Origin of the sequence: Pseudarthrobacter siccitolerans (assembly GCF_030823375.1) — a bacterium.
Classification (GTDB): domain Bacteria; phylum Actinomycetota; class Actinomycetes; order Actinomycetales; family Micrococcaceae; genus Arthrobacter; species Arthrobacter siccitolerans_A.
In genome coordinates this window covers 329,020-352,104 of sequence record NZ_JAUSXB010000001.1, presented here as the reverse complement: position 1 = coordinate 352,104, position 23,085 = coordinate 329,020, and the positions used below count along the sequence as shown (strand labels likewise).

Here is a 23,085-nt window from a genome sequence, read left to right as displayed (position 1 = left end):
TGGAACCAATGGCGGGAGGAGAAGCGACGGAGTTGTGCCCAGCCGTCAGCCCCAGCTCCGGGCTTTAGTAGGCCCCCTACAAAATAGGGGCCGTCGCACGCCGGTAACGTCGGCAGTACATTAGATTCCGCTTGTACAACCCCGACAGGACCACCATGAGCAACACCGACACCGCCGTCACCAACACCCTGAACAGCGGGCGCCGCCGCTGGAACGCCACGGACCTCGGACTGATCGCCGTCTTCGCCGCCCTCGTTGCCGGCGCAGCCCTCGTGCCCGGGCTCGCGGTCAACGGCTTCGGCGTCCCCATCACCTTCCAGACCCTCGCGGTGATGCTCACCGGCCTGGTCCTTGGCCCCGGAAGGGGCTTCGCCGCCGTCGGCCTGTACACCCTGCTGGGCCTCGCGGGCCTACCCATCTTCAGCCAGGGCCGCAGCGGGCTGGGCATCCTCGCAGGCCCTTCAGCCGGTTACATCATCGCCTTCCCCATCGCCGCCGGCCTCGTCGGCTGGCTCGCCATCGTGGTGATCCGCCGGACCACCAGGGCCCGCGCCCTGTGGCTGTTCCTGTCCGCCACGGTCACCAGCGTGATGGTGGTCCACTCGCTGGGCGTCGCCGGCATCGCGCTGAACACCAAGGCTACCCTTGAGCAGGCCTTCCTGAGCGACCTCGTCTTCTACCCCGGCGACATCGTCAAGAACATTCTCGCCGCGGTCATCGCCGTCGCCCTCCACCGCGCCTTCCCGGACATCCTGGTTCGCCGCGTCCGGCGCACCGCCGCCAAAACCGCCGCCGCCAAGACCATCAAGGCCTAGGACCGCCCGCTATGCCCGCAGTGACCTTTGACCAGGTAACAGTCGCCGTCGAAACCGATAACGCGCCGGAGCCCAAAGTCCTCCTTGACGCCGTCAACGTGCAACTCACGGAAAGGCGCGTCGGTGTTATCGGCGCCAACGGCTCCGGGAAGTCCACACTGCTGCGCCTGGTCAACGGCCTCATCCAGCCCACCATGGGCAGGGTAACGGTCGACGGCGACGATACAGTCAATGCCGTGCGCAGGGTACGCCGGAACGTGGGCTTCGTCTTCACCGATCCCTTGTCCCAGCTGGTGATGCCTACCGGCAGGGAGGATGTGGAACTCTCCCTCCGCCGCTCGGTGAAGAGCGGCACCGAGCGGCGGAGCCAGGCCGAGGCAGCGCTGCAGCGCCTGGGGCTCCTGCACCTGGCGGACCAAAGCATCTATGAGCTCTCCGGCGGCGAACGGCAGCTGATGGCCCTCGCCGCCGTGCTCGCAGTGAACCCCAAAGTCCTGGTGCTGGATGAGCCCTCCACCCTCCTGGACCTCCGCAACCGCGAGCTCCTCCGCAGGACCCTGGCCGGGCTGGACCAGCAGATCATTATGTCCACCCACGACCTTGACCTCGCCCTGGAAATGGACCGCGTGCTGGTCATCGAGAACGCCAGGGTGGTGTTCGACGGCACCCCGGCCGAGGCTGTGGCGGCCTACCGCACCCTCTGCATGGACGGCCTTCACCCCACGGAACCGGGCACACGATGAGGGGCCACGGTTTCCTCCTGGCCAACTACGTGCCGGGAAACTCCCTGGTCCACCGCTCACCGCTGGCCCTGAAGTTCCTGCTGGTCTTCGGCTGCGGCCTGGCCTCGTTCATCATCCAGGACTGGCTCATCTCCGGCGCGGTACTCGCAGGGCTTTGCTGCCTTTTCCTGCTCACCGGCGCCGGTCCTAAACGGTTGTGGGGCGCCATCCGGCCACTTGCCGCCGTCCTGCTGGTGATCGGACTTTTCCAGTGGTGGCAGCTCGGCGCACCAACAGCGGCAAGGATCGTTCTGAACATCCTCGTCTGTGTGGTGGCGGCATCGCTGCTCACCGCGACCACCCGGGTTCAACAGCTCCTGGACGGCGTGGTCAAGGCGGCCGCGCCCTTCAAGAGATTGGGGGCCGATCCCGAGCGGTTCGCCCTGACCATTGGCATTATGCTGCGTAGCATCCCCTATATTGCCGGCACCTTCGCGGACGTCCGCGATTCCGCGCGGGCACGGGGACTGGAGCGCAATCCGCGGGCCCTGATCCTGCCCGTGTTCATCACCTCCGTGGCCTTCGCCCGGCAGACCGGCGAGGCGCTCGCTGCCCGCGGCCTGGGCGAGGCGGAAGACTGAAGCCGGCGAGAAGCGGCTAAAAGCGTTCGTACTGCAGCAGCGCGGCGGTTCCCATGCCGCCGGCGATGCTGATCATGGCCAACGCCAGGCCTCCGGGGATTCCCTTCCTGCGGGCCTGGGCGAGCAGCCGGGTCACGAGGACAGCCCCCGACGCACCATACGCGTGGCCCAGAGCCAGCGCGCCGCCGTCGAGGTTTACCCGCCCGGGATCAATGCCCAGCTCATCAAGGCAGGCCAGCGTCTGCGACGCGAACGCCTCATTGAATTCCACCAGGTCAAGGTCATCCGCAGTCACGCCGGAAGCGGCCAGTACGTTCCGTGCGGCGGTGGCCGCACCGATGCCGAGGACCTCGGGCTCCACCCCGGCGGTACCGGTGCCCAGCACCAGCAATCCGTCCGGCGCACCCAGTTCCCGGGCGCGTTTCAGCGAAGTGATCACGACGGCGGAGGCAGCGTCCGCGTCGAAGCAGGAGTTGCCGGCGGTGACAGTTCCCCCGTCCACGAAGGCGGCCGGGAACCGCGCCATCACGGCAGCGGTCAGCCCGCGGCGCGGGCCGTCGTCGGCGGCAACAGTGCCGTTGTTGACTGCGAGGGGAACCACTTCGTCGTCGAAATGTCCTGCCTCGGCTGCGGCAATTGCCCGCTCGTGGCTGCACAGGGCAAACGCGTCCTGCCGGTCCCTGCCGACGCCGAACTTCTGCGCCACCGTTTCTGCGGCCACACCCATGTCCGGGTCGCCGAAGCCCGCCGGCACAAACTGGGCCCGCCGGTAAAACTCCGGCACGCCGTCGTCGTTCCGGTGCGCCCGCAAGGGTGCGGTGCTGGTGCTCTCCACTCCCCCGGCCAGGAACAGCGGGTTGCCGCCCGCGGCCACCAGGCCCGACGCGAGGACTATGGCGTCCAGTCCCGAACCGCACTGGCGGTCCACCGTGAGGCCGGGCACGCTGACCGGCAGGCCGGCTTCCAGCAATGCGAGCCGTGCCACGTTTCCACCGCCGCCCACGGCGTTGCCGATGATCACGTCGGTGACGGCAGCCGGCTCCATCCCGGGATCCGCCACGAGTTCCCGCAGGACGGGGGCCAGAAGCTCATGGGCGCGGAGTTTCCGCAACGCCCCATTGGTCCGGCAGACGGGAGTGCGCCGGGCTGCGATGATCACGGGCTGGCGGTCCGGCGGAAGGAGTTCAGGTGCCAAGGCTGCGGATCCTGGAATCTCCCGCGCTGATCCAGTCCAGCAAGAGGTTCCGGCTGACCTTGCCCCGGTCCGTGGTGGGCAGCTCTGTGACCGCATAATACTGAAGCGGCCACTTGTCGCGGGCCAGGATGCTCTCCAGCCCCGCCTTCAGCTGGGTGGCAGTGACAGCACCGGCGGACGGAACAATGCCCGCCACCACGCGCTGGCCGCGCAGGTCGTCCGGCATCCCGGCGGCGATCGCGGCGGCCACCCCGGGCACGGCGGCCAGTGCCAGCTCCACCTCATGCGGGTAGACGTTCTTGCCGGCGGTAAGGATCATGTCCGCGCGGCGGCCCAGGATATGCAGCTCCCCGGCTTCCAGGTAGCCCTGGTCCCCCACAGTGAACCAGCCGTCGAAGGACCTCAGGGCCTGGCCGTCGTCTCCCCAGAGGTAGCCGTTGCTGACCATCCCGCTGCGCACGCAGATGTTGCCGGCACCCCCGTCCGGAAGGGGTTCGCCGGAGTCGTCGAGGATCCTGACGTCCACCCCGGGGAAAGGCCAGCCGATGCCGGTCCCGCCCAGCTCCGCAGCCTCGCCGGCGGGAAGGCCTGCACCGGACACGAAGCTGAGCTCGGATGCACCGTAGTATTCAAAAATCGTGGCATTGGGCGCCCAGCGGCGGGCAGCTTCCAGGGTCCTCGCGTCCAGCTTGGACCCCGCACAGATGATGGTGCGGACACCGGATGCATCCACGCATCCTGTCATTCCACGTTCACTGAGCATCCTGAGCATGGTGGGCACCAGTACCAGCCGGGTGACCCGGTCGTGCGTGATGGCCGCGTGGACGTCACCGACGTCGAACGATTCGAGGGTCTGGAATTCCGAACCCGCATAGAGGCACTCCGACAGGGCGTACAGGTTCAGGCTCGCCGCCAGCGGGCCCGGCGCCAGCGTCACATCGTCCGCGCCCAGCCCGAAAAAATCAATCGAAGCCTTGAACGACTCCTGCCAGGACTGCCGCGACCTCGTGAAGGCCTTCGGGACAGAGGTGGTGCCTGATGTGAGGCCAATCAGGAAGGTGGCCTCCGGCCCGCCGTCGGCCAGCTCATCGTCCGGGGACACAGCCGCGGGCTGGGCGGACGACTCGACCCGGCGGACAATGTCCTGTTGCAGAGGCTGAGGCCAGGCCGGATCAAGGACGGCGCACTGGCGCCCGCCGGCAACCGCGGCGGCGAACTTCACGGCGAAGTCCACCGAGTTGGCTTCGCACAGGGACGTGACAGCCTTCGTGTCGGAGACCATGCCGGCGGCGGCATCGCGGAGCTCCGCCCACGAGAGGCGTTGACCGGCGACTACGACGGCGGTGTCGTGCGGCCGTTCTTCGGCCCAGCGCTGGATTTGGTTGAGGAAAGGCATCGAATCAACTTTACTGGCGGGCACGGGTTGAAGCCTGAGCCCGCGGGTATTGTGACTTCATGAGCTTCAACGACAATGTGCAGCTGGATCCGTCACAGGTCCAGGACCGGCGCGGCATGGGCCGCGGAGTGAAGGTAGGTGGCGGCATCGGCGGCGGGCTCATCCTGCTCATCGCCACGCTCCTGGGCGTAAATCCGCAACTGCTCGAGGGGCTGGCAGGCGCCGGGCAGGCGCCACAAAGCCAGGGCACAGCGCCGGCCTGCGAAACGGGCGCCGACGCGGATGCCCGGGCGGACTGCCGCATCACCGGAACCGTGAACAGCCTGAACGCCTTCTGGCCCGGATATCTGCAGCAGTACAACGTGCAGTACCCGCGGCCGGAGGCCGTGATCTTCGCCGGCGGCACCAACACCGGCTGCGGTGCGGCCACCACTGAGGTGGGCCCTTTCTACTGCCCCACTGATACCACCGCGTACTTCGATCCCGGTTTCTTCCAGGAATTGGTGGACCGGTTCGGTTCCTCCGGCGGCCCGCTGGCGCAGGAGTACGTGGTGGCCCACGAATTCGGCCACCATATCCAAAACGTCCTCGGCAACCTGGACCGGGCCCAGCAGGATCCCCAAGGACCGGAATCCGGCTCTGTCCGCACCGAGTTGCAGGCAGACTGCTATGCGGGGCTCTGGGCAAAATACGCTTCCACCACCCCCAACCCGAAGACCGGGCAGCCCTACCTGGAACAGCTGACGCAGCAGGACATCAACGACGCCCTCTCGGCCGCCTCAGCAGTAGGCGACGACCGGATCCAGCAAGCGGCTACGGGGAGGGTCTCCCCCGAGGGCTGGACGCACGGCTCCAGCGAACAACGCCAGCGGTGGTTCTACCAGGGCTACCAGACAGGCGACATCAACCAGTGCGACACCTTCTCAGCGCCCAACCTCTGACGCGGGAACGACGACGGCGGGTCACCTTCCATGTGGAAGGTGACCCGCCGTCGTATTCCCAAAGGGGCCTCCGCCGCCGAGGGTTCCCTGGCCGAGCGAAGCGAGCTCAGGGAGGCGGTGGGGACCTAGATGTTGAAGCCGAGGGCCCGCATCTGGTCCTTGCCGTCGTCGGTGATCCGCTCCGGACCCCATGGCGGCATCCAAACCCAGTTCAGGCGCCAGTCGTCGACAACACCGTCCAGGGCCTTGCCCACCTGCTCCTCGAGGACATCGGTGAGGGGGCACGCAGCGGTGGTCAGGGTCATATCGATCAGCAGCGCGCCGTCGTCATCGGAGTACTTCAGGCCGTACAGCAGCCCGAGATCCACAATGTTGACGCCGAGCTCGGGATCGATCACGTCCTTCAGGGCCTCTTCGACGTCCTCAAGGCTCGTGCGGGACACGTTGATTTCGGTCATGGCGAAAAGTCCTTACTAGGCCTGTGCCGCGGCGGGGGCAGCGGCAGCGCCGGCACCCTTGGCGTAGCGGTCGTAGCCTTCTTCTTCCAGGCGGTCGGCAAGCTCGGGGCCGCCCTCTTCGACAACCTGGCCGTCGACGAACACGTGTACGAAGTCAGGCTTGATGTAGCGCAGGATGCGGGTGTAGTGGGTAATGAGCAGGGTGCCCATGTTGCCGTCCGCGTGTGCGCGGTTGACGCCCTCGGAAACGACCTTCAGCGCGTCAACGTCCAGGCCGGAGTCGGTCTCGTCCAGGACGGCGAACTTGGGCTTGAAGAGTTCCAGCTGGAGGATCTCCACGCGCTTCTTCTCGCCGCCGGAGAAGCCTTCGTTGACGTTGCGCTGGGCGAAGTCGGCATCGATGCGCAGCTGCTCCATGGCAGCCTTGACGTCCTTGGTCCAGGTACGCAGCTTGGGGGCTTCGCCGTCGATGGCGGTCTTGGCGGTGCGCAGGAAGTTGGTCATGCTCACGCCGGGGACCTCCACCGGGTACTGCATGGCCAGGAAGACGCCGGCGCGGGCACGCTCGTCAACGCTCATTTCCAGGACGTTTTCGCCGTCCAGGATGATGGAGCCGCTGGTGACGTTGTAGCGCGGGTGGCCTGCGATGGTGGAGGCCAGCGTGGACTTGCCCGAGCCGTTGGGGCCCATGATGGCGTGGGTTTCGCCGGTCCGGATAGTCAGGCTGACGCCCTTCAGGATTTCCTTGGTGCCCTGCTCCGTCTCAATGCTGACGTGCAGGTCCTTGATCTCAAGAGTAGACATATGTCTTGTTCTCCTCTGCACCGTGCCTGGCGGCTGCGGTGCGGTCTCTGTCTGGAAGTTGGTTCGTAATTCTGTGGTGCTAGCTGAAGTTGGGGGCTTCGGCGCCGTTAAGGCTGTGGGTGAAGTCCACGTAGACCTCGTCGCCCCTGATCTCGACGGCGAACACGGGCACGGGGTCATAGGCCGGCAGCTGCAGCGGTTCGCCGGTGCGCAGATCGAACTGGGAGCCGTGGCCCCAGCACTCGATGGCGCAGCCCTCCACTTCGCCCTCGGACAGTGAGATGTCCGCGTGCGAGCAGGTATCGCCGATTGCGTGGATCTCCCCCATGGAGTCCTTGACGATCGCCACAGGGTAGTCGTCGATCAGGATCCGCAGCGCCTGCTTCAGCTGGATTTCATCCACCTTGCAGACAAGCTCGCCCTTTGGCTGGTCAGTCATCTGTAAACCCGTGCTCCGTGCCTTCTAGTTGTCCGTCAGTGCGAGTTCGTTTTCAACAGCCTCGGTCAGCCGCTCCTCGATGGAGGGGACCTTGATCTGCTGGATGATCTCGTTGAGGAAGCCGCGGACCACCAGGCGGCGGGCAACATCCTCCGGGATGCCGCGTGCCATCAGGTAGAACAGGTGCTCGTCGTCCATCCGGCCGGTGGCGCTGGCGTGGCCTGCACCCTCGATCAGCCCGGTCTCGATTTCGAGGTTGGGCACGGAGTCGGCGCGGGCGCCGTCGGTCAGCAGCAGGTTGCGGTTGGCCTCGTAGGTGTCGGTGCCTTCGGCTTCCTTGCGGATCAGGACGTCGCCAACCCAGACTGCGTGGGCGTTGCGTCCCTGCAGTGCGCCCTTGTAGAGCACGTTGGACTTGCAGTTCGCCACGGCGTGGTCCACGAAGAGGCGCTGCTCCAGGTGCTGGCCGGCATCGGCGAAGTACAGGCCGAACAGTTCAGCCTCGCCGCCGGGGGCGGTGAAGCGGGCCGACGGCGTGACGCGGACCAGGTCGCCGCCGAGGCTCACCATGACGTGCTTGAGCTTGGCGTCGCGGCCGATCTTGGCCTGCTGGGAGGAGGCGTGGACGGCGTCGTCGTTCCATTCCTGGAGCGTGATGACCGTCAGGCTGGCGCCGTCCTCGACGATGATCTCGACGTTTTCCGAAACAACCGCGGAGCCCTTGTGGCTCAGGACCACCACTGCCTTGGAGAACTTCTCGGCAACGATCACCAGGTGCTGGGCGGCGGCCTCGAGCGAGGTGCCTTCGATGTCGACGGTGATTTCCGTCGTCGCCTCGAACTCGGTCGGGATGGTCACCACGGTGGCCCCGGCGAAGTTCTCCCACGCGTTGGCGGACACTCGGTCCTCGGGGATGCCGGCGGTACCGATGCGCTGGTCCTCGCGGCCGACGCTCTCAACGGTGACCTGCTCGGGTCCGGTGACCACCACGGTGGGTGCGGCGCCTGACAGGACCTCGGAGTGCAGCCCGCGGAGGCGCTTGAGCGGGGTGAACCGCCAGTCTTCCTCCATGCCGGTGAGCGGCTTGAAGTCGGCAAGCTTGTAGGACGTCAGGCGTCCGGCACGTGAGCTGTCCGGGATGCCAACGCCGCCGCCGTGGGAGTGGCTCTTCGCCGAATCCCCGGCCAGCGGTGCTTTGGTGCCCGCGTTGATGGGTGAGAGGCTCTCGCCTTCTTCGGTGAAGCCGTTGATGAACGGCTGGGCTGAGGGCGCGCCGATGCGTGCCTTTTCAGTAGTGATTTCAGTCATCGTTATCCGACGGACCCTTCCATCTGCAGTTCGATCAGGCGGTTCAGCTCAAGTGCGTACTCCATGGGGAGCTCGCGGGCAATCGGCTCAATGAAGCCGCGGACGATCATCGCCATGGCTTCGTCTTCGCGCATGCCGCGGGACATCAGGTAGAAGAGCTGCTCTTCGCTGACCCGGGAAACAGTTGCCTCGTGGCCCATCACAACGTCGTCCTCGCGGATGTCGATGTACGGGTAGGTGTCCGAGCGGCTGATGGTGTCCACCAGCAGCGCGTCACAACGCACGGTGTTGGCGGAATGCTTGGCGCCTTCGCGGACCTGTACCAGGCCTCGGTAAGCTGCACGGCCGCCGCCGCGGGCCACCGACTTGGAGATGATGGAGCTCATTGGTGTTCGGCGCGATGTGGACCATCTTGGAGCCGGTGTCCTGGTGCTGGCCTTCGCCGGCGAACGCGATGGACAGGGTTTCACCCTTGGCGTGCTCACCTACGAGGTACACCGCCGGGTACTTCATGGTGACCTTGGAACCGATGTTGCCATCGACCCATTCCATGGTGGCGCCCTCTTCGCAGATGGCACGCTTGGTCACCAGGTTGTACACGTTGTTGGACCAGTTCTGGATGGTGGTGTAGCGGACGCGGGCGCCCTTCTTCACGATGATCTCAACAACTGCCGAGTGCAGGGAGTCCGACGTGTAGATCGGGGCCGTGCAGCCCTCGATGTAGTGGACGTAGGAGTCCTCGTCCGCGATGATCAGGGTCCGCTCGAACTGGCCCATGTTTTCCGTGTTGATGCGGAAGTATGCCTGCAGCGGGATATCCACGTGGACGCCCTTGGGGACATACACAAAGGAGCCGCCTGACCAGACGGAGGTGTTCAGTGAGGCGAACTTGTTGTCGCCCACCGGGATGACGGTGCCGAAGTATTCCTGGAAGATCTCCGGGTGTTCCTTCAGCGCGGTGTCGGTGTCCAGGAAGATGACGCCCTGGCGCTCCAGGTCCTCACGCAGCTGGTGGTAGACAACCTCGGACTCGTACTGGGCGGCGACACCCGAAACCAGGCGCTGCTTCTCGGCCTCGGGGATGCCCAGCTTGTCATAGGTGTTCTTGATGTCCTCGGGCAGGTCTTCCCAGGTGGCTGCCTGCTTCTCCGTGGAGCGGACGAAGTACTTGATGTTGTCGAAGTCGATGCCGGAGAGGTCCGCGCCCCAGGTGGGCATGGGCTTGCGGTCGAAGTACTTCAGGCCTTTGAGGCGCAGGTCCAGCATCCACTCCGGCTCGCTCTTCTTCGCCGAAATGTCCCGGACAACTTCTTCATTGAGCCCGCGGCGTGCGTTGGCGCCGACGTCGTTCTTGTCAGCCCAGCCGTACTCGTAGTTGCCGATGCCGTGGAGCTCGGGATTCTTTTCCAGAATCTCCGAGATCACAGTGTTTTCGGCGACTGCTTTCTCTGATAGTTGGTCCGTCATCACGGCCTTTCTTGCTGATGGTTGTTTACTTCATTCAGGCTGGCGGGGGCTGCCGGGAGCCTTGTGGGCGCCTGGGCAGACAGCCTGCCTGTGGGAATGTGGGTGGTGCAGACGTGCCCGCCGCGCGCCAGGGTGGAGAGCCGGCGTACGTCCACGCCCACCAGGCGTGAGAAGACTTCGGTTTCCACGTCGCAGAACACCGGGAACCGGGCGGCGAGCTGCTGGATGGGGCAGTGGCCCTGGCACAGCTGCACGCTGGAAAGGGCCGCAGGGAGCGGAGCCTTGGCTTCGATGGATGCTGCCGACGCGACGAAATTATCCCGGCTCAGGGCCTCGGCCAGCGCCTTGGCACGGTCGGTAACGTCCGGTCCGGCCTTTTCGATTTCCGGGGCGTAGCGGCGCTCCATGTCAGCGAAGCGTTCGACGGCGAAGGCCCGCACGGCGTCCGGGCCCGCCATTTTCTGGAGCTGCTGGAGGGCCAGGGCGGCGATATCGAGGTAGTCGTTGCCCAGGCTGGACTGGCCCTGCGAGCTGAGGACGTAGCGGCGGGCGGGACGGCCTGCACCCGCACCGGACCTAGCCACACGCTTGACTTCGATCACGCCTGCGCGGGACAGATGGTCCAGGTGGCGCCGCACGGCGGCCGGGGTGAAGCCCAGCAGGTCACCCAGTTCGGCGGCGCTGACGGGTCCGTGCTCCAGGACGGCGGACAGGACCCGGTCCCGGGTGCGCTCGTCGGCGTCAGCCACCGGACCGGCGGCCGGGCGGCCGCGGTCTGCGGGAGCCTCGAGGGCCCCGTGCCCGGCGAAGGGCACAGCAGTAGCATTGGTCATGGAATACACAACACAATAGTGTCGTAATTTAGTCCCGCATTCCAGTAAGGACAGGCTGACCTGAGCGGACCGCCGGACGGGACCGCGCAAAATACTACATCCCGTAGAATACTGGGGTGCGATCCCCCCAATCCCCGGTTCTGTCCATCAGCGGGCTAGTTAAGGATGTTGGCCCCCTTGCCAGCCTGGACGGAAAAATGCTCCGGGTGGTGGGCGGAGTCTCCCTCATCGCCGAGCGCGGCCAGGTGACAGCACTGCTTGGTGCCAACGGCGCCGGAAAAACCACCACCCTCGAGTGTGCCCAGGGCCTCCAGAAGCGCAGCGGCGGCACCATCTCACTGCTGGGCCAGGACCCGGCCGCGGCAGGGGCGGACCTCCGCTCCCGCGTCGGTGTGATGCTCCAGGACGGCGGGCTGCCGCCGTCGTCCAGGCCTGTTCCGCTGCTGCGGCACATCGCCGGGCTCTACGAACGCCCGTGGCCCGTGGACGACCTGATCCAGCGGCTCGGCATCGACACCTTCAGCCGGACCACCGTCCGCCGCCTCTCCGGCGGGCAGAAACAGCGGCTGGCCCTTGCCGCCGCTTTGATCGGCAGGCCCGAGGTCCTGTTCCTCGACGAGCCCAGCGCCGGCCTGGACCCGCAGTCGCGCCAACTCGTGTTCGATCTGATCACCGAACTTCGTGACGCCGGGATGGGGATCATCCTCACCACCCACTTGATGGATGACGCCCAACGGCTGGCCGACTACGTCTACATCATCGACGGCGGCCGGAACGTTGCCGAGGGAACTGTCCAGGAACTGCTCCAGCGCAATCCCGGCGTGGAAGCCGGCGCCGAGCACATCCGCACCCTCGAGTTCGAGGCTGCTGCCGGGCTGAATTTCGACGGCGTCCTGCCGGACGGCATCGCCGTCTCCGAGACCCGCCCCGGAAGCTACACCGTCACGGGCAGCCTCACTCCCGCCCACCTCGCGGCCCTGGCCACGTGGTGGGAAGCGCATGGCATCATGCCGGCGTCGATGAGCCTGCAGGCGCGTAGCCTTGAAGACGTCTTTCTGGACATCTCGGGAAAGGACATCCGATGAACGGGACAGCGTCCGGTGCTGCCGGCAAGGCGCCCCTCGCCGCTTTGGGCGGAGTGTCCGGCATCCAACAGCCAGCTTCCCTGCTGCGCCGCGTGCTGCTGCAGGGCAAATACGAGGCCCTGGCCATGCTCCGGAACGGCGAGCAGCTGATCCTGGCAGTAGTGTTGCCGCTCCTGGCCCTCGTAGGCCTGACCGTGACGCCGTTCCTGGACAGCATGGGCGGCAGCCGCGTGGACGTCGCCGTGCCCGGAATCCTGGCACTGTGCGCAATGTCCACGGCCTTCACCGGCCAGGGTATCGCCACGGGCTTCGACCGCCGCTATGGCGTGCTCCGTTTCCTTTCCACCACGCCGCTGGGCCGCGGCGGCCTGATCGCCGGCAAGGCACTTTCGGTCCTTGCCGTGCTCTGCCTGCAGGTCGCCGTCGTCGGCGCTGTTGCCTTTTCGCTGGGCTGGCGGCCCGAGGCAGCCGGCTGGGCGCCCGGCCTGCTGTTCCTGGCATTGGGGGCCGCCGCCTTCACCGCGCTGGGCCTTTTGGTGGCCGGAACGGTACGGCCGGAAGCAACGCTTGCCATCACCAACCTGCTGTGGATCCTGCTGGGCGCCCTGGGCGGAATCGTCATCCCGGCGGAACGGCTGCCCGCCGGCCCGCAGGCAATAGTGCACTTCCTGCCCTCCGGTGCCCTGGGCGAATCCCTGCGCGAAGCTTTCCTTGGCGGCACGCTCAACGGCGGCGCCGCCCTCATCCTGCTGCTTTGGACGGTCATCGCCGGGGCAGCTGCCATCCGTTGGTTCAAGTGGAATTGAGATATCCGTGAGCACGGCGTCACGCCTCCCCCAGTTCGTCAACCGCCTGTCGTCCCGGCTGCCCCGCTCTGTCGATGTCCGGGTGCGCCGCCTTGCCGTTGCCTCGCTAATCGGGCAGACCCTCCTGGTGGTGACCGGCGGAGCAGTCCGGCTGACGGCATCCGGGCTGGGCTGCCCCACCTGGCCGCGCTGCACTGATACCTCGCTGGTGAACACCGCCGAGATGGGCATCCACGGATTCATCGAGTTCGGCAACCGGCTCCTGACCTTCGCCCTGGCAGCGGTCGCCGCCCTGATGCTGGTGTACCTGTGGAACCTCCGCAAGGAGCGCCGGGACCTCTTCCTGCTGGCCCTCGGCCTCCTGGCCAGCATTCCGGCGCAGGCCATCATCGGCGGCATCACGGTCCTTACGAACCTCAACCCGTGGGTGGTGGGCCTGCACTTCCTGGTGTCCATGGCGCTGGTGGTGTTTGCCACGCTGCTGGTGAACCGTGCTTTCGGCCGGACCGGGAGGTTCCGCACTGCCCGCCACCCCGCCCTCCCGGGGATCATGCGCCCGGTGACGGCCGCCGTCGCGCTCTTTTCCGCCATTGCCGTGATGCTCGGCGTTGTGGTGACCGGAGCCGGTCCGCATGCCGGCGACGCCGACGCTCCCCGCAACGGGCTGGACTGGGACCTCTTCTCGCACATCCACGCCGTGCCGGCCTACCTGGTGACGGCCGGAACAGTGGTGGCACTGGCCCTGGTGTTTCTGCGCCGAATCCCCGGGCCCTTCCGCACCGCTGTGCTGGGGCTCCTCGGCGTGACCGTCCTCCAGGCCATCATCGGCTTCACCCAGTACTACAACGGCATTCCGGCCCTCCTGGTGGCGGCCCACATGCTCGGGGCCGCGCTGCTGATGGTCGCCTCAACCAACGCCTGGGACATCGCCAAATCCAGCCCGGTGGCTTAGCGGGCCCGGCTGGGTCGCTCCCCCACAGCACGCCTCCCGACCCGTAAAACACCAGCGCCGCCGGTTCGATGCGAACCGGGGGCGCTGGTGTTTCACCGCCTGTGCACTAAAGGCAGTGCCCTACTTTCGTGTCACCGGGCAAGGGCCGCTGCACCTGTTTTAGCAGCGGCAAGGGCCGGATCGAGGAACCGGATGCCGCCCGGCTCCACCAGCAGCACGCGGGCCGTGGCGATGTCGTAGAACAGTCCGGTTGCCGTCAACCTGCCCGCTGCGAGTTCAGGGCCAACCAGCAGATGGCACTCCAGCTTGCCCAGCTGAACAGCGACGTTGACCATGGCCAACTGGTCCACTAGGCCGTAGCCGGCGGCCGCAGCTTCCCGGGCAACGGGGTGGCCGGCAAGTTCCCGGTAGCTGGGCCGTGCATGGTTCAACCAGGCGTCGAAGCCAGCCCCCAAGTCGGGGTTGCCGTTGCCGTTGGCGTCCTCGATCAGTGCTTTCATGGCACCGCAGTTGGAGTGCCCGCCGATCACTATCGATTCCACGTTGAGGCCCTTCACTGCGAAGGACAGGGCCGAGTCGATCGAGGCGTCCTGGCCTTCGTGGCACACCACGTTGCCGATGTTCCGCAGGGTCAGGAGGTCTCCCGGGCCGCTGCTGGTGATCAGGTTGGGGTTCACGCGGGAGTCCACGCAGGCAACGAACAGCGTGTCCGGGTTCTGGCCCTCGACCAAATCCTGGACCAGTGGCTGGACCTGGTCGGCGAACCGCCGGTGATACTTGTTGATCCCCTCCAGAAGCGAACCCAGCGGGCTGGAGTGCCGTCCGGCCGGATCCGCGGTCCGCTCCCCGTCCCCGGCAGCCCCGGTCCCGTCCCCGGCAGAGGCGGCAGCCTGCCAGGATGTCCTGGGCGGGAGCGGAAGTTCCCGGGCTTCCTGCCGCTGGGGTGCCCGGTGCGCCGCGTCCTGGAAGAGGGTATTTCCGTGTTCCTCAAGGTGGACGGTCCCGCCCGCCGCCTGGTGCTGGTCCTGCCAGGCGATCAGGGCTTCGCGGAAGGCGTGGTCGACGTAGTCCGCGTTCAGCTCCACCACAACGTCCATCCCTGCAGGAACCGAATGCAGTACCCGGTTCAGCCGGGGCAAGGCGAAGAAGCTGCAGGAGCCGGCGATGGTGACGCGCCAGGGGTCCGACGGCGAGACGGGCTGATGTGCGTGGACTGCGGCCCGCAGCACGCGCCAGAGTACGCTGGCCGCCGCCAGCGCCAGGCCGATCATGACCCCGTCGAGAAGGTTCAGGAACACCACGCAGAGCAGGGTCACCACGTAGACCAGGAGATCACCCGTGCGCAGGCTGGTGCGGATATCGGCAACCTTGATCAGGCGGGCGCCGATCACCACCAGCAGTCCGGCCAGGACGGACAGCGGAATCAGCTGGATCAGTCCGGCGAAGATCGCGGAGAAGGCCAGGACCCAGACACCGTGCAGGACGGCGGAGGCGCGGGTGGCTGCGCCGGCCTCCACATTCGTGGCACTGCGGACAATGACACCCGTCACCGGGAGTCCGCCCAGGGACCCGGAAACGATGTTGGCCGCCCCCTGGCCTACGAGCTCCCGGTTGAGGTTGGTGCGTGTCCCGCGGTGCATCTTGTCCACCGCAACCGCGGACAGCAGCGATTCGATGCTGGCGATCAGCGCCATGGAAATCACGGCGAAGGCGACGGCACGCCAGTTGCCCTCGGGCAGCTGCGGCAACGCAACGGCGTCGAAAATGGACCCCTCGAAGGAGATGCGCTGGACTCCCGGAGCGAACGCGACCGAAAGCGCAGTACCGGTAACGACGGCGGCCAGCGGCCCGGGAACGCGGCGCACCGCGGCTGGAAGGTACTTCCAGCCCAGCAGGATGCCGACGACGGTGAGCCCCAGCAGGGCTGCGTGCAATTCGACGTTGGTAATGGCGCCGGGCAGTGCGCCGAGGTTCTCCAGCGCCGAGCCGGCCGGTTCGGCCCCCAGCAGCACCTGGAGCTGCTGCAGGATGATGGTGATGCCGATGCCGGCCAGCATCGCCTTCACCACCACGGGCGAGACGGCCAGCGCGGCGCGCCCCACGCGGCTGATGCCGAGCAGTAACTGGACGACGCCGGCCGCAGCGGTGATCGCGCATGTCACCTGCCAGCCGAACTCCTGCACCAGCCCGGCCACAACGACAGTGAGCCCCGCGGCGGGTCCGCTGACCTGGAGCGGCGACCCGCCCAGGCTGCCGGCCACTATGCCGCCGATGGCGGCGGCGATAAGCCCGGCCATGATGGGCGCGCCGGACGCTGCGGCTATGCCGAGGGACAGCGGGAGGGCAACGAGGAACACAACGAGTGACGCCGGGATGTCGGCGCCGAGATGCCCGAGGAAGGCTGGACGCCGGAATCCCTTCCAGCCCTTTTCTGGAGCGGGCGGACTGTGAATTGCAGTTGGAACGGTAGAGGGATCAGGCGCCTGTGCCATGGATTTTCCTTTGCTCGCGGGGCAGGATCCATTCACAGTAACCAGATAGTCACGAAGGCTGACAGGAAAAGTGACTGATATGACAAAAATGTCACACGTCCATGCATGCCGAAACCAGCCGGCAAGAGTGCGGAAGGGTTCCCGGAAAACCTGCGAGAGGTGATGGGGCGTTCCGGGAAAACCTGCGAGAGGTGATGGGGCGTTCGGGAGGGCTATCGGTGGTTGAGCATTTAAAAACAGCCGGTGATTGAGGGTGCCGAAATCTCGTTTCGACAGGCTCAACCACCGTTCAGCCACCGGCGCCCGGCAGGAAAAGGCGCTGTGCCGGTTAGCCGGCCATGACCGCGGGACCGACGAACGGATCCACCGCGAGGGCGATAAAGAGCAGGGTGAGGTAGCTGATCGAGCCGTGGAAAACCTTCATGGCGCGCTTGTCCGAGATGTCCTCGCGCTGGGCCCGGTTGTACAGGGAGTGCGATTCGTAGAGGAACCAGGCCCCGGCCAGGACCGCCGTGACGGTGTAGACCCAGCCTGCCCCGCCAGCGGGAACCATGAGCAGCGAGCAGGCCACCATGGCCCAGGCGTAGAGGACTACCTGCACCGAAACTACCTTGGCCCCGGCGATCGCGCCAAGCATGGGCACCTTGGCGTTGCGGTAGTCCTCGCCGTACCGCATGGACAGCGGCCAGTAGTGCGGCGGAGTCCAGAGGAAGATCACCATAAAGAGGATGACTGCGGGCCACTCCACCGAGTTGGTGACGGCGGCCCAGGCGATCAGGACAGGGAAGCAGCCGGCAGCGCCGCCCCACACAATGTTCTGCGCCGTGCGCCGCTTGAGGATGATCGTGTAGATCACCACGTAGAAGAAGATGGCGCCCAGGCCGAGCCAGGCGGACAGCGGGTTGGCCCCGAACCACAGGATGGCGATGGCGGCGGCGCCCAGGAGCCACGAGAAGACCAGGGCTTCACGCGGGGTGACTTCGCCTGTGACCAGCGGCCGGTTCTCGGTGCGGTGCATCAGCTTGTCGATGTCCCGGTCAATGTAGCAGTTGAAGGCTCCGGCGCTGCCGGCCGCGAACGCACCGCCCACCAGGGTTGCCAGGATCAAGCCGATGGAGGGAAAGCCGCGCTCGGCGTAGATCATGGTGGGCAGCGTGCTGACCAGGAGCAGTTCAATCACGCGGGGCTTGGTGAGGGCGAGATACGCCTTTGCCTTACGGGCAATCCCGGCGCTTGACCGGGATGCGTTCAGCGGCGTATCTGTTGTGCTCACGGTGGCAGTCACCCGTTCTGTTGGCTGTTCTGTCTGGCTAACCAGCTTTGTCATGCGGCCCTGCCCGTCCGGGCACCGGCGGAACCATCATTGACGTGATCCGCGCACCGGCCGGGAGTCCCGGGCGGCCACAAGGTCCGCAGCCCGGCACTGGCCTCCAAATATCATACCGTGCTGCTCCCCTCCCAACGGCCTGCCGCGCACCCGCCGCAATCGCCCTGCGTTTGGTGCTGATGATCGCTCGCGCACCGATTCGAGCAGATTAACTCAACCTCACTTCAGAAGGATTCATATAAGCGGAAATTGCGTCCAAAACGTGAGATTCGGGCGGCCCGAAGAATGGAATAGAGCTAAGCTGTCAACAGATCAGCACGCAGCAGGGAACTAGTGGAAAACGCATTCCCAAACTGTCAAGTGGCTGAGTGAAAGATCAACGTTTCGATGGTGAACGGCTGGTACACACCGCAACGGGCGCCCCACAGCGTGCCTTCAAACGGACCCCGTGTGCCGTCTGCCATCAGCACAGAGAGGGGCCCGGTTTTCGTGCCACATTTGGAAGAGCAAGAACTGTCTTGGACCAACCTGGACCAGCGCGCGGTGGATACCATCCGCGTACTGGCCGCGGACGCGGTGGAGAAGGTGGGCAACGGCCACCCCGGAACGGCCATGAGCCTGGCGCCGGCCGCGTACCTTCTCTTCCAGAAGCTGATGCGCCACGACCCCCGCAACCCTGAGTGGCTGGGCCGTGACCGCTTCGTACTCTCCCCGGGCCACACCTCGCTCACCCTCTACATCCAGTTGTTCCTCTCCGGCTACGGCCTGGAACTGAAGGACCTTGAGGCGCTGCGCACCTGGGGTTCACTGACTCCGGGCCACCCCGAGTACAAGCACACCGCCGGCGTGGAAATCACCACCGGTCCGCTGGGCCAGGGCCTGGCCTCCTCCGTAGGGTTCGCTTACTCCCAGCGCCGCCAGCGCGGCCTGTTCGACGCCGACGCAGCGCCGGGCACCAGCCCCTTCGACCACACCATCTGGGTGATCGCTTCCGACGGCGACCTCCAGGAAGGCGTCACGTCCGAGGCTTCCTCGCTGGCCGGCCACCAGGAACTCGGCAACCTCGTTGTTGTCTACGATGAGAACCACATCTCCATCGAGGACGACACCGACATCGCCTTCACCGAGGACGTCCTGAAGCGCTACGAGGCCTACGGCTGGCACGTCCAGCGCGTGGACTGGACCAAGACGGGCGAATACAAGGAAGACGTGCAGGAGCTCTACTCCGCGCTCGTCGCCGCCAAGGCTGAAACCTCCAAGCCCTCCATCGTCTCCCTGCGCACCATCATCGGCTACCCGGCGCCGAAGAAGCAGAACACCGGCAAGATCCACGGCTCTGCCCTTGGCGCCGAGGAAGTCGCAGCGCTCAAGGAAATCCTGGGCTTCGACCCCGCCAAGTCCTTCGACGTGGACCAGGAAGTCCTGGCCCACGCCCGCGCCGTCGTTGACCGCGGTGCCGCCGCCCGCAAGGAATGGGAAGAGTCCTTCAACGCCTGGCAGGCAGCCAACCCCGAAGGGGCGGCCCTGCTGCAGCGCATCGAGGCCAAGGAACTGCCGGAGGACCTCGACGCTGCCCTTCCCGTGTTCCCGGCCGGCAAGGACGTCTCCACCCGCGCCGCCTCCGGCAAGGTCCTCAACGCGCTCGGCCCGGTCCTGCCCGAACTGTGGGGCGGCTCTGCTGACCTTGCAGAGTCGAACAACACCACCATCGAAGGCTCGCCGTCGTTCGTTCCCGCTTCCAAGCAGACGGACGCATGGAAAGGCAACCCCTACGGCCGCGTCCTGCACTTCGGTATCCGCGAGCACGCCGCCGCATCGATCGTGAACGGCATCAGCCTGCACGGCCGCACCCGTGCATTCTCGGGCACGTTCCTGATCTTCAGCGACTACCAGCGCCCGGCCATCCGCCTCGGCGCTTTGATGGGTGTCCCGTCCCTCTACGTCTGGACGCACGACTCCATCGGCCTCGGCGAAGACGGCCCCACCCACCAGCCGGTGGAACAGCTCGCCTCGCTGCGCGCCATCGTGGGCCTGGACGTTGTCCGCCCCGGTGACGCCAACGAAGTGGCCGTGGCGTGGAAGACCATGCTGGAGAACCACAACAACCCCGCCGGCATCGTGCTGACCCGGCAGAACATCCCGACCTGGGAGCGCGGCGAGGGCGCAGCCGACGGCGACACGTTCGGTTCCGTTGCCGGCGTCGCCAAGGGCGGCTACGTCCTGGCCGAAGCCTCGAAGGACGGCGCCACCGTCCCGGCCGACGTCATCCTCATCGGCACCGGTTCCGAAGTCCAGCTGGCAGTCCAGGCCCGCGAAGCCCTGCAGGCCGAAGGCATCGCCGCCCGCGTTGTCTCCATGCCCTGCGTTGAGTGGTTCAACAAACAGGACGCCGCCTACCGCGAGCTCGTGCTGCCCGCCGCCGTCAAGGCCCGCGTCTCCGTCGAAGCAGGACTTGCCCTGGGCTGGAAGGAATTCGTCGGTGACGCCGGCCGTTCCGTCAGCCTTGAGCACTACGGCGCTTCCGCTGACTACAAGCGCCTCTTCCAGGAGTTCGGCATCACCGCGGAAGCAGTTGCCGCGGCTGCCAAGGACTCCCTCGCAGGCCTCCAGGCCTAACAACCGATTTTCAGGAGATAAACACCATGACTACTCCCACCCAGCAGCTCTCCGACGCCGGAGTCTCCATCTGGCTCGACGACCTTTCCCGCGGACGCCTGGAAACCGGCACCCTCCGCAAGCTCATCGAGGAGAAGAACGTGGTTGGCGTGACCACCAACCCGTCCATCTTCCACGCTGCCATCACCTCCGGCACCGACTACGACGCCACGATCGCAAAGCAGGCAGCTGCCGGCGCCAGCGTCGAGGACACCATCTTCGAGATCACCACCACTGACGTCGCTGACGCCTGCGACCTGTTCGCTCCCGTGGCGGCAGCCACCAAGGGCGTGGACGGCCGCGTGTCCATCGAAGTTGACCCGCGCCTGGCGTGGGACACCGCAGGCACCATCGCCGAGGCCAAGCACCTGTACAAGCGGGTTAACAAGGACAACGTCCACATCAAGATCCCGGCCACGCTCGAGGGCCTCGAGGCCATCACCGCAACCCTGGCCGAGGGCATCAGCGTCAACGTCACCCTGATCTTCTCCCTGGAGCGCTACCGGGCCGTCATTAACGCCTTCCAGGCCGGCCTGGAGCAGGCCAGGGAAAACGGCCACGACCTGTCCAAAATCCACTCCGTGGCTTCCTTCTTCGTCTCCCGCGTGGACACCGAGATCGACAAGCGGCTGAACGCCATCGGCACCGACGAGGCCAAGGCCCTCAAGGGCAAGGCCGGCGTGGCCAACGCCCGCCTGGCCTACCAGGTCTACGAAGAGCTCTTCGCCACCGAGCGGTGGGCCCTGCTGGCAGAAGCCGGCGCACTCCCCCAGCGTCCCCTGTGGGCCTCCACCGGCGTGAAGGACCCGGCCTACCCGGACACCCTTTACGTCACGGAGCTCGTCGCCCCCGGCATCGTGAACACCATGCCCGAGAAGACGCTGGACGCCACCTTCGACCACGGCGTGGTCACCGGTGACACCATCACGGGCACCTACGCCGAAGCCAACGCAACCCTGGACGCGCTCGAGAAGCTTGGCATCTCGTACAACGACGTCGTCGCACTCCTCGAATCCGAAGGCCTGGACAAGTTCGTGGCCAGCTGGAAGGAACTGCTCGGCGATGTCGAGGGTGCCCTCGCCTCCGCACGGAAGGCTTCCTAACCGACTATGAGCACACTCAGCTACGAAGCCACCGGTGCCGCGCAGCAGGCACTTGACCAGCACCTTCCCGCCTTGGTGGAGGACCGGATCGCCACCCGGATCTTTGCGAAGGACCACACGCTGTGGGGTCCCGACGCCGAAGCAGAGTCGGCCATCCGCCTCGGCTGGGTTGAGGCGGCCACCGTCTCGCAGGCACTGGTGCAGGAGATCCTGGAGCTCCGCGACGCCCTCCGGGCCGAGGGTGTAACCCGCATCGTGCTTTGCGGCATGGGCGGATCCTCGCTGGCTCCTGAGGTTATCGCCGGAACCGCCGGCGTCGAGCTGACTGTGCTGGACAGCACGGACCCGGACCAGGTCCGTGCTGCCCTGGCGGACCGGCTTGCAGAGACCGCCATCGTGGTTTCCTCAAAGTCCGGTTCCACCGTTGAGACTGATTCCCAGCGGAGGGTCTTCGAGAAGGCGTTCAACGACGCCGGCCTCGATGCCGCCAGCCGGATCATCATCGTCACTGACCCCGGCTCGCCGCTGGACAAGGCCTCCCGCGAGGCCGGCTACCGGGCCGTCTTCAACGCCGACCCGAACGTCGGCGGCCGCTTCTCCGCCCTGACCGCCTTCGGCCTGGTGCCGTCCGGCCTGGCCGGCGTGGACATCCAGGCTTTCCTGGACGAGGCCGAGGAAGCAGCCGAGGTCCTCAACGAGGATGCGCCCGAGAACATCGGCCTGGCACTGGGTACCGCCCTGGGCGGTACCAGCCCGCTGCGCAATAAGATCATCATCGCCGAGGACGGTTCCGGGATTGTGGGCTTCGCCGACTGGGCCGAGCAGCTCATCGCCGAATCCACCGGCAAGCTCGGCACCGGCGTCCTGCCGGTGGTGGCAGGTCCCACCTCACCGGAGGTGTCCTCCGGCGCCGAGGACGTGCTGGTGGTCCGCCTGGTAGCCGCGGACGCCGACGTCGAACTCGGTGACAACCAGGTTGCGATCGCCGGCGGGCTGGCCGCCCAGATGATGGTCTGGGAGTTTGCCACGGCTGTGGCCGGCCGCCTGCTGGGCATCAATCCGTTCGACCAGCCTGACGTTGAGGCTGCCAAGGTGGCCGCCCGCGGCCTGCTGGACGCGCAACCCGAACCCACGGCGGCGGCTTTCGTTGACGGTGCCATCGAGGTCCGTGGCGGAGAGTGGCTTGGCAGCGCAGCAACGGCCGAAGAGGCAGTGCGTGCGCTGCTGGACACCCTCGAGGCGGACAGCTACCTCAGCGTCCAGGCCTACTTCGACCGCCTGGCGTTCGCACAGCTGGAAGGCGTCCGCGATGAGCTCGCCGCCGTCACCGGCCGTCCCGTAACGTTCGGCTGGGGACCTCGCTTCCTGCACTCCACCGGGCAGTTCCACAAGGGCGGCCCCGCGATTGGTGTGTTCCTCCAGGTCACCGCGGCTTCGGCTGAAGACCTTGCCATTCCGGAGCGTCCCTTCACCTTCGGGAAGCTGATTGCCGCGCAGGCCGCTGGCGATGCCCAGGTCCTCAGTGAGCACGGGCGTCCTGTGCTTCGCCTGCACCTGACCGACCGGGCAGCCGGTGTGGCACAGTTGCGGGACATCATTGCTGCGCTGTCCGCCAGGTCAGCCTCCGTTACCGAGAGCTAAGGCAC

At 66.5% G+C, this 23,085-nt stretch carries 19 protein-coding genes and 1 pseudogene; 10 read left to right on the top strand and 10 right to left on the bottom strand.

Translation table 11 applies throughout. The annotated features are described in order from the left end of the window. Window positions 1-155: 155 nt before the first annotated feature. Genes QFZ36_RS01555 through QFZ36_RS01545 form a run of 3 tightly spaced genes read left to right on the top strand, consistent with a single transcriptional unit; the run spans window position 156 to window position 2,178 of the window. Window positions 156-815, top strand: coding sequence for a biotin transporter BioY (locus QFZ36_RS01555; RefSeq protein WP_306633368.1), 660 nt, complete (start codon window positions 156-158; stop codon window positions 813-815). Between the two features lie 11 nt (window positions 816-826). Continuing rightward, window positions 827-1,558, top strand: coding sequence for an energy-coupling factor ABC transporter ATP-binding protein (locus QFZ36_RS01550; RefSeq protein WP_306633367.1), 732 nt, complete (start codon window positions 827-829; stop codon window positions 1,556-1,558). Further along, window positions 1,555-2,178 carry an energy-coupling factor transporter transmembrane component T family protein gene (locus QFZ36_RS01545; RefSeq protein WP_306633365.1) on the top strand — a complete coding sequence of 208 codons (624 nt, stop codon included), beginning with the start codon at window positions 1,555-1,557 and terminating at the stop codon, window positions 2,176-2,178. The genes QFZ36_RS01550 and QFZ36_RS01545 overlap by 4 nt, the downstream gene beginning before the upstream one ends. Window positions 2,179-2,194: 16 nt before the next feature. Here the strand turns inward: QFZ36_RS01545 and QFZ36_RS01540 are convergent, their stop codons facing one another. Beyond that, entirely contained in the window at window positions 2,195-3,373 is a 1,179-nt protein-coding gene (locus QFZ36_RS01540) for a thiolase family protein (RefSeq protein WP_306633364.1), read from the bottom strand. Further along, the gene (locus QFZ36_RS01535) at window positions 3,363-4,769 is read right to left on the bottom strand and encodes a class I adenylate-forming enzyme family protein (RefSeq protein ID WP_306633362.1); all 1,407 of its coding nucleotides are present in this window, start codon (window positions 4,767-4,769) and stop codon (window positions 3,363-3,365) included. The genes QFZ36_RS01540 and QFZ36_RS01535 overlap by 11 nt, the downstream gene beginning before the upstream one ends. Window positions 4,770-4,828: 59 nt before the next feature. Here QFZ36_RS01535 and ypfJ point away from each other — a divergent pair, with 59 nt between their 5' ends. Next, on the top strand, window positions 4,829-5,710 hold the full coding sequence (gene ypfJ / locus QFZ36_RS01530; RefSeq protein ID WP_306633360.1) for a KPN_02809 family neutral zinc metallopeptidase: 882 nt from the start codon (window positions 4,829-4,831) through the stop codon (window positions 5,708-5,710). Between the two features lie 125 nt (window positions 5,711-5,835). Here ypfJ and QFZ36_RS01525 read toward each other — a convergent pair whose 3' ends face one another. The 6 genes and pseudogenes from QFZ36_RS01525 to QFZ36_RS01500 form a co-directional block, all read right to left on the bottom strand. Continuing rightward, window positions 5,836-6,168: a metal-sulfur cluster assembly factor gene (locus QFZ36_RS01525; RefSeq protein WP_306633358.1), complete on the bottom strand. Its 333-nt coding sequence runs from the start codon at window positions 6,166-6,168 to the stop codon at window positions 5,836-5,838. 15 nt (window positions 6,169-6,183) lie between these two features. After that, window positions 6,184-6,972, bottom strand: coding sequence for a Fe-S cluster assembly ATPase SufC (sufC, locus tag QFZ36_RS01520; protein WP_306633357.1), 789 nt, complete (start codon window positions 6,970-6,972; stop codon window positions 6,184-6,186). A gap of 79 nt (window positions 6,973-7,051) precedes the next feature. Then, window positions 7,052-7,411, bottom strand: a complete 360-nt coding sequence (locus QFZ36_RS01515; RefSeq protein ID WP_306633355.1) for a non-heme iron oxygenase ferredoxin subunit — start codon at window positions 7,409-7,411, stop codon at window positions 7,052-7,054. Window positions 7,412-7,435: 24 nt separating this feature from the next. Next, entirely contained in the window at window positions 7,436-8,719 is a 1,284-nt protein-coding gene (sufD, locus tag QFZ36_RS01510) for a Fe-S cluster assembly protein SufD (protein WP_306633353.1), read from the bottom strand. A 2-nt stretch (window positions 8,720-8,721) separates the two neighbouring features. Continuing rightward, window positions 8,722-10,186, bottom strand: a pseudogene (gene sufB / locus QFZ36_RS01505) (Fe-S cluster assembly protein SufB). Continuing rightward, a complete protein-coding gene (locus QFZ36_RS01500; RefSeq protein ID WP_373427005.1) occupies window positions 10,186-11,028 on the bottom strand; it encodes a helix-turn-helix transcriptional regulator in 843 nt (280 codons plus the stop codon). The pseudogene sufB and the gene QFZ36_RS01500 overlap by 1 nt, the downstream one beginning before the upstream one ends. A 107-nt stretch (window positions 11,029-11,135) precedes the next feature. Between QFZ36_RS01500 and QFZ36_RS01495 the strand changes: the two genes are divergently transcribed. The 3 genes from QFZ36_RS01495 to QFZ36_RS01485 are packed head-to-tail and all read left to right on the top strand — an operon-like array spanning window position 11,136 to window position 13,862. Further along, the gene (locus tag QFZ36_RS01495; protein WP_306633349.1) at window positions 11,136-12,104 is read left to right on the top strand and encodes an ABC transporter ATP-binding protein; all 969 of its coding nucleotides are present in this window, start codon (window positions 11,136-11,138) and stop codon (window positions 12,102-12,104) included. Continuing rightward, on the top strand, window positions 12,101-12,910 hold the full coding sequence (locus QFZ36_RS01490) for an ABC transporter permease (RefSeq protein WP_306633348.1): 810 nt from the start codon (window positions 12,101-12,103) through the stop codon (window positions 12,908-12,910). Before QFZ36_RS01495 ends, QFZ36_RS01490 begins: the two co-directional genes overlap by 4 nt. Window positions 12,911-12,917: 7 nt before the next feature. Next, window positions 12,918-13,862, top strand: a complete 945-nt coding sequence (locus tag QFZ36_RS01485; RefSeq protein ID WP_306633346.1) for a COX15/CtaA family protein — start codon at window positions 12,918-12,920, stop codon at window positions 13,860-13,862. Window positions 13,863-13,993: 131 nt separating this feature from the next. On the opposite strand, the gene QFZ36_RS01480 is transcribed toward QFZ36_RS01485, so the two are convergent. Together QFZ36_RS01480 and QFZ36_RS01475 are read right to left on the bottom strand one after the other, a co-directional pair. Beyond that, window positions 13,994-16,354, bottom strand: coding sequence for a bifunctional SulP family inorganic anion transporter/carbonic anhydrase (locus QFZ36_RS01480; protein ID WP_306633344.1), 2,361 nt, complete (start codon window positions 16,352-16,354; stop codon window positions 13,994-13,996). 328 nt (window positions 16,355-16,682) lie between these two features. Beyond that, window positions 16,683-17,639 carry a heme o synthase gene (locus tag QFZ36_RS01475; protein ID WP_306639047.1) on the bottom strand — a complete coding sequence of 319 codons (957 nt, stop codon included), beginning with the start codon at window positions 17,637-17,639 and terminating at the stop codon, window positions 16,683-16,685. Between the two features lie 540 nt (window positions 17,640-18,179). Between QFZ36_RS01475 and tkt the strand changes: the two genes are divergently transcribed. From tkt to QFZ36_RS01460, 3 genes are read left to right on the top strand one after another with little or no spacing between them, the layout of a single operon-like run. Next, window positions 18,180-20,297 (top strand): transketolase, encoded by a 2,118-nt coding sequence (gene tkt / locus QFZ36_RS01470; protein ID WP_306639045.1) that lies wholly within the window; start codon window positions 18,180-18,182, stop codon window positions 20,295-20,297. 26 nt (window positions 20,298-20,323) lie between these two features. Then, window positions 20,324-21,439, top strand: coding sequence for a transaldolase (gene tal / locus QFZ36_RS01465; protein WP_306633342.1), 1,116 nt, complete (start codon window positions 20,324-20,326; stop codon window positions 21,437-21,439). A gap of 6 nt (window positions 21,440-21,445) precedes the next feature. Next, a complete protein-coding gene (locus QFZ36_RS01460; protein WP_306633340.1) occupies window positions 21,446-23,080 on the top strand; it encodes a glucose-6-phosphate isomerase in 1,635 nt (544 codons plus the stop codon). Window positions 23,081-23,085: the final 5 nt, after the last annotated feature.

Coding starts and splice junctions, on each gene's coding strand:
- QFZ36_RS01555 (WP_306633368.1), top strand. CDS start 156: ATGAGCAACACCGACACCGCCGTCACCAACACCCTGAACAGCGGGCGC.
- QFZ36_RS01550 (WP_306633367.1), top strand. CDS start 827: ATGCCCGCAGTGACCTTTGACCAGGTAACAGTCGCCGTCGAAACCGAT.
- QFZ36_RS01545 (WP_306633365.1), top strand. CDS start 1,555: ATGAGGGGCCACGGTTTCCTCCTGGCCAACTACGTGCCGGGAAACTCC.
- QFZ36_RS01535 (WP_306633362.1), bottom strand. CDS start 4,769: ATGCCTTTCCTCAACCAAATCCAGCGCTGGGCCGAAGAACGGCCGCAC.
- ypfJ (WP_306633360.1), top strand. CDS start 4,829: ATGAGCTTCAACGACAATGTGCAGCTGGATCCGTCACAGGTCCAGGAC.
- QFZ36_RS01525 (WP_306633358.1), bottom strand. CDS start 6,168: ATGACCGAAATCAACGTGTCCCGCACGAGCCTTGAGGACGTCGAAGAG.
- sufC (WP_306633357.1), bottom strand. CDS start 6,972: ATGTCTACTCTTGAGATCAAGGACCTGCACGTCAGCATTGAGACGGAG.
- QFZ36_RS01515 (WP_306633355.1), bottom strand. CDS start 7,411: ATGACTGACCAGCCAAAGGGCGAGCTTGTCTGCAAGGTGGATGAAATC.
- sufD (WP_306633353.1), bottom strand. CDS start 8,719: ATGACTGAAATCACTACTGAAAAGGCACGCATCGGCGCGCCCTCAGCC.
- QFZ36_RS01490 (WP_306633348.1), top strand. CDS start 12,101: ATGAACGGGACAGCGTCCGGTGCTGCCGGCAAGGCGCCCCTCGCCGCT.
- QFZ36_RS01480 (WP_306633344.1), bottom strand. CDS start 16,354: ATGGCACAGGCGCCTGATCCCTCTACCGTTCCAACTGCAATTCACAGT.
- tal (WP_306633342.1), top strand. CDS start 20,324: ATGACTACTCCCACCCAGCAGCTCTCCGACGCCGGAGTCTCCATCTGG.
- QFZ36_RS01460 (WP_306633340.1), top strand. CDS start 21,446: ATGAGCACACTCAGCTACGAAGCCACCGGTGCCGCGCAGCAGGCACTT.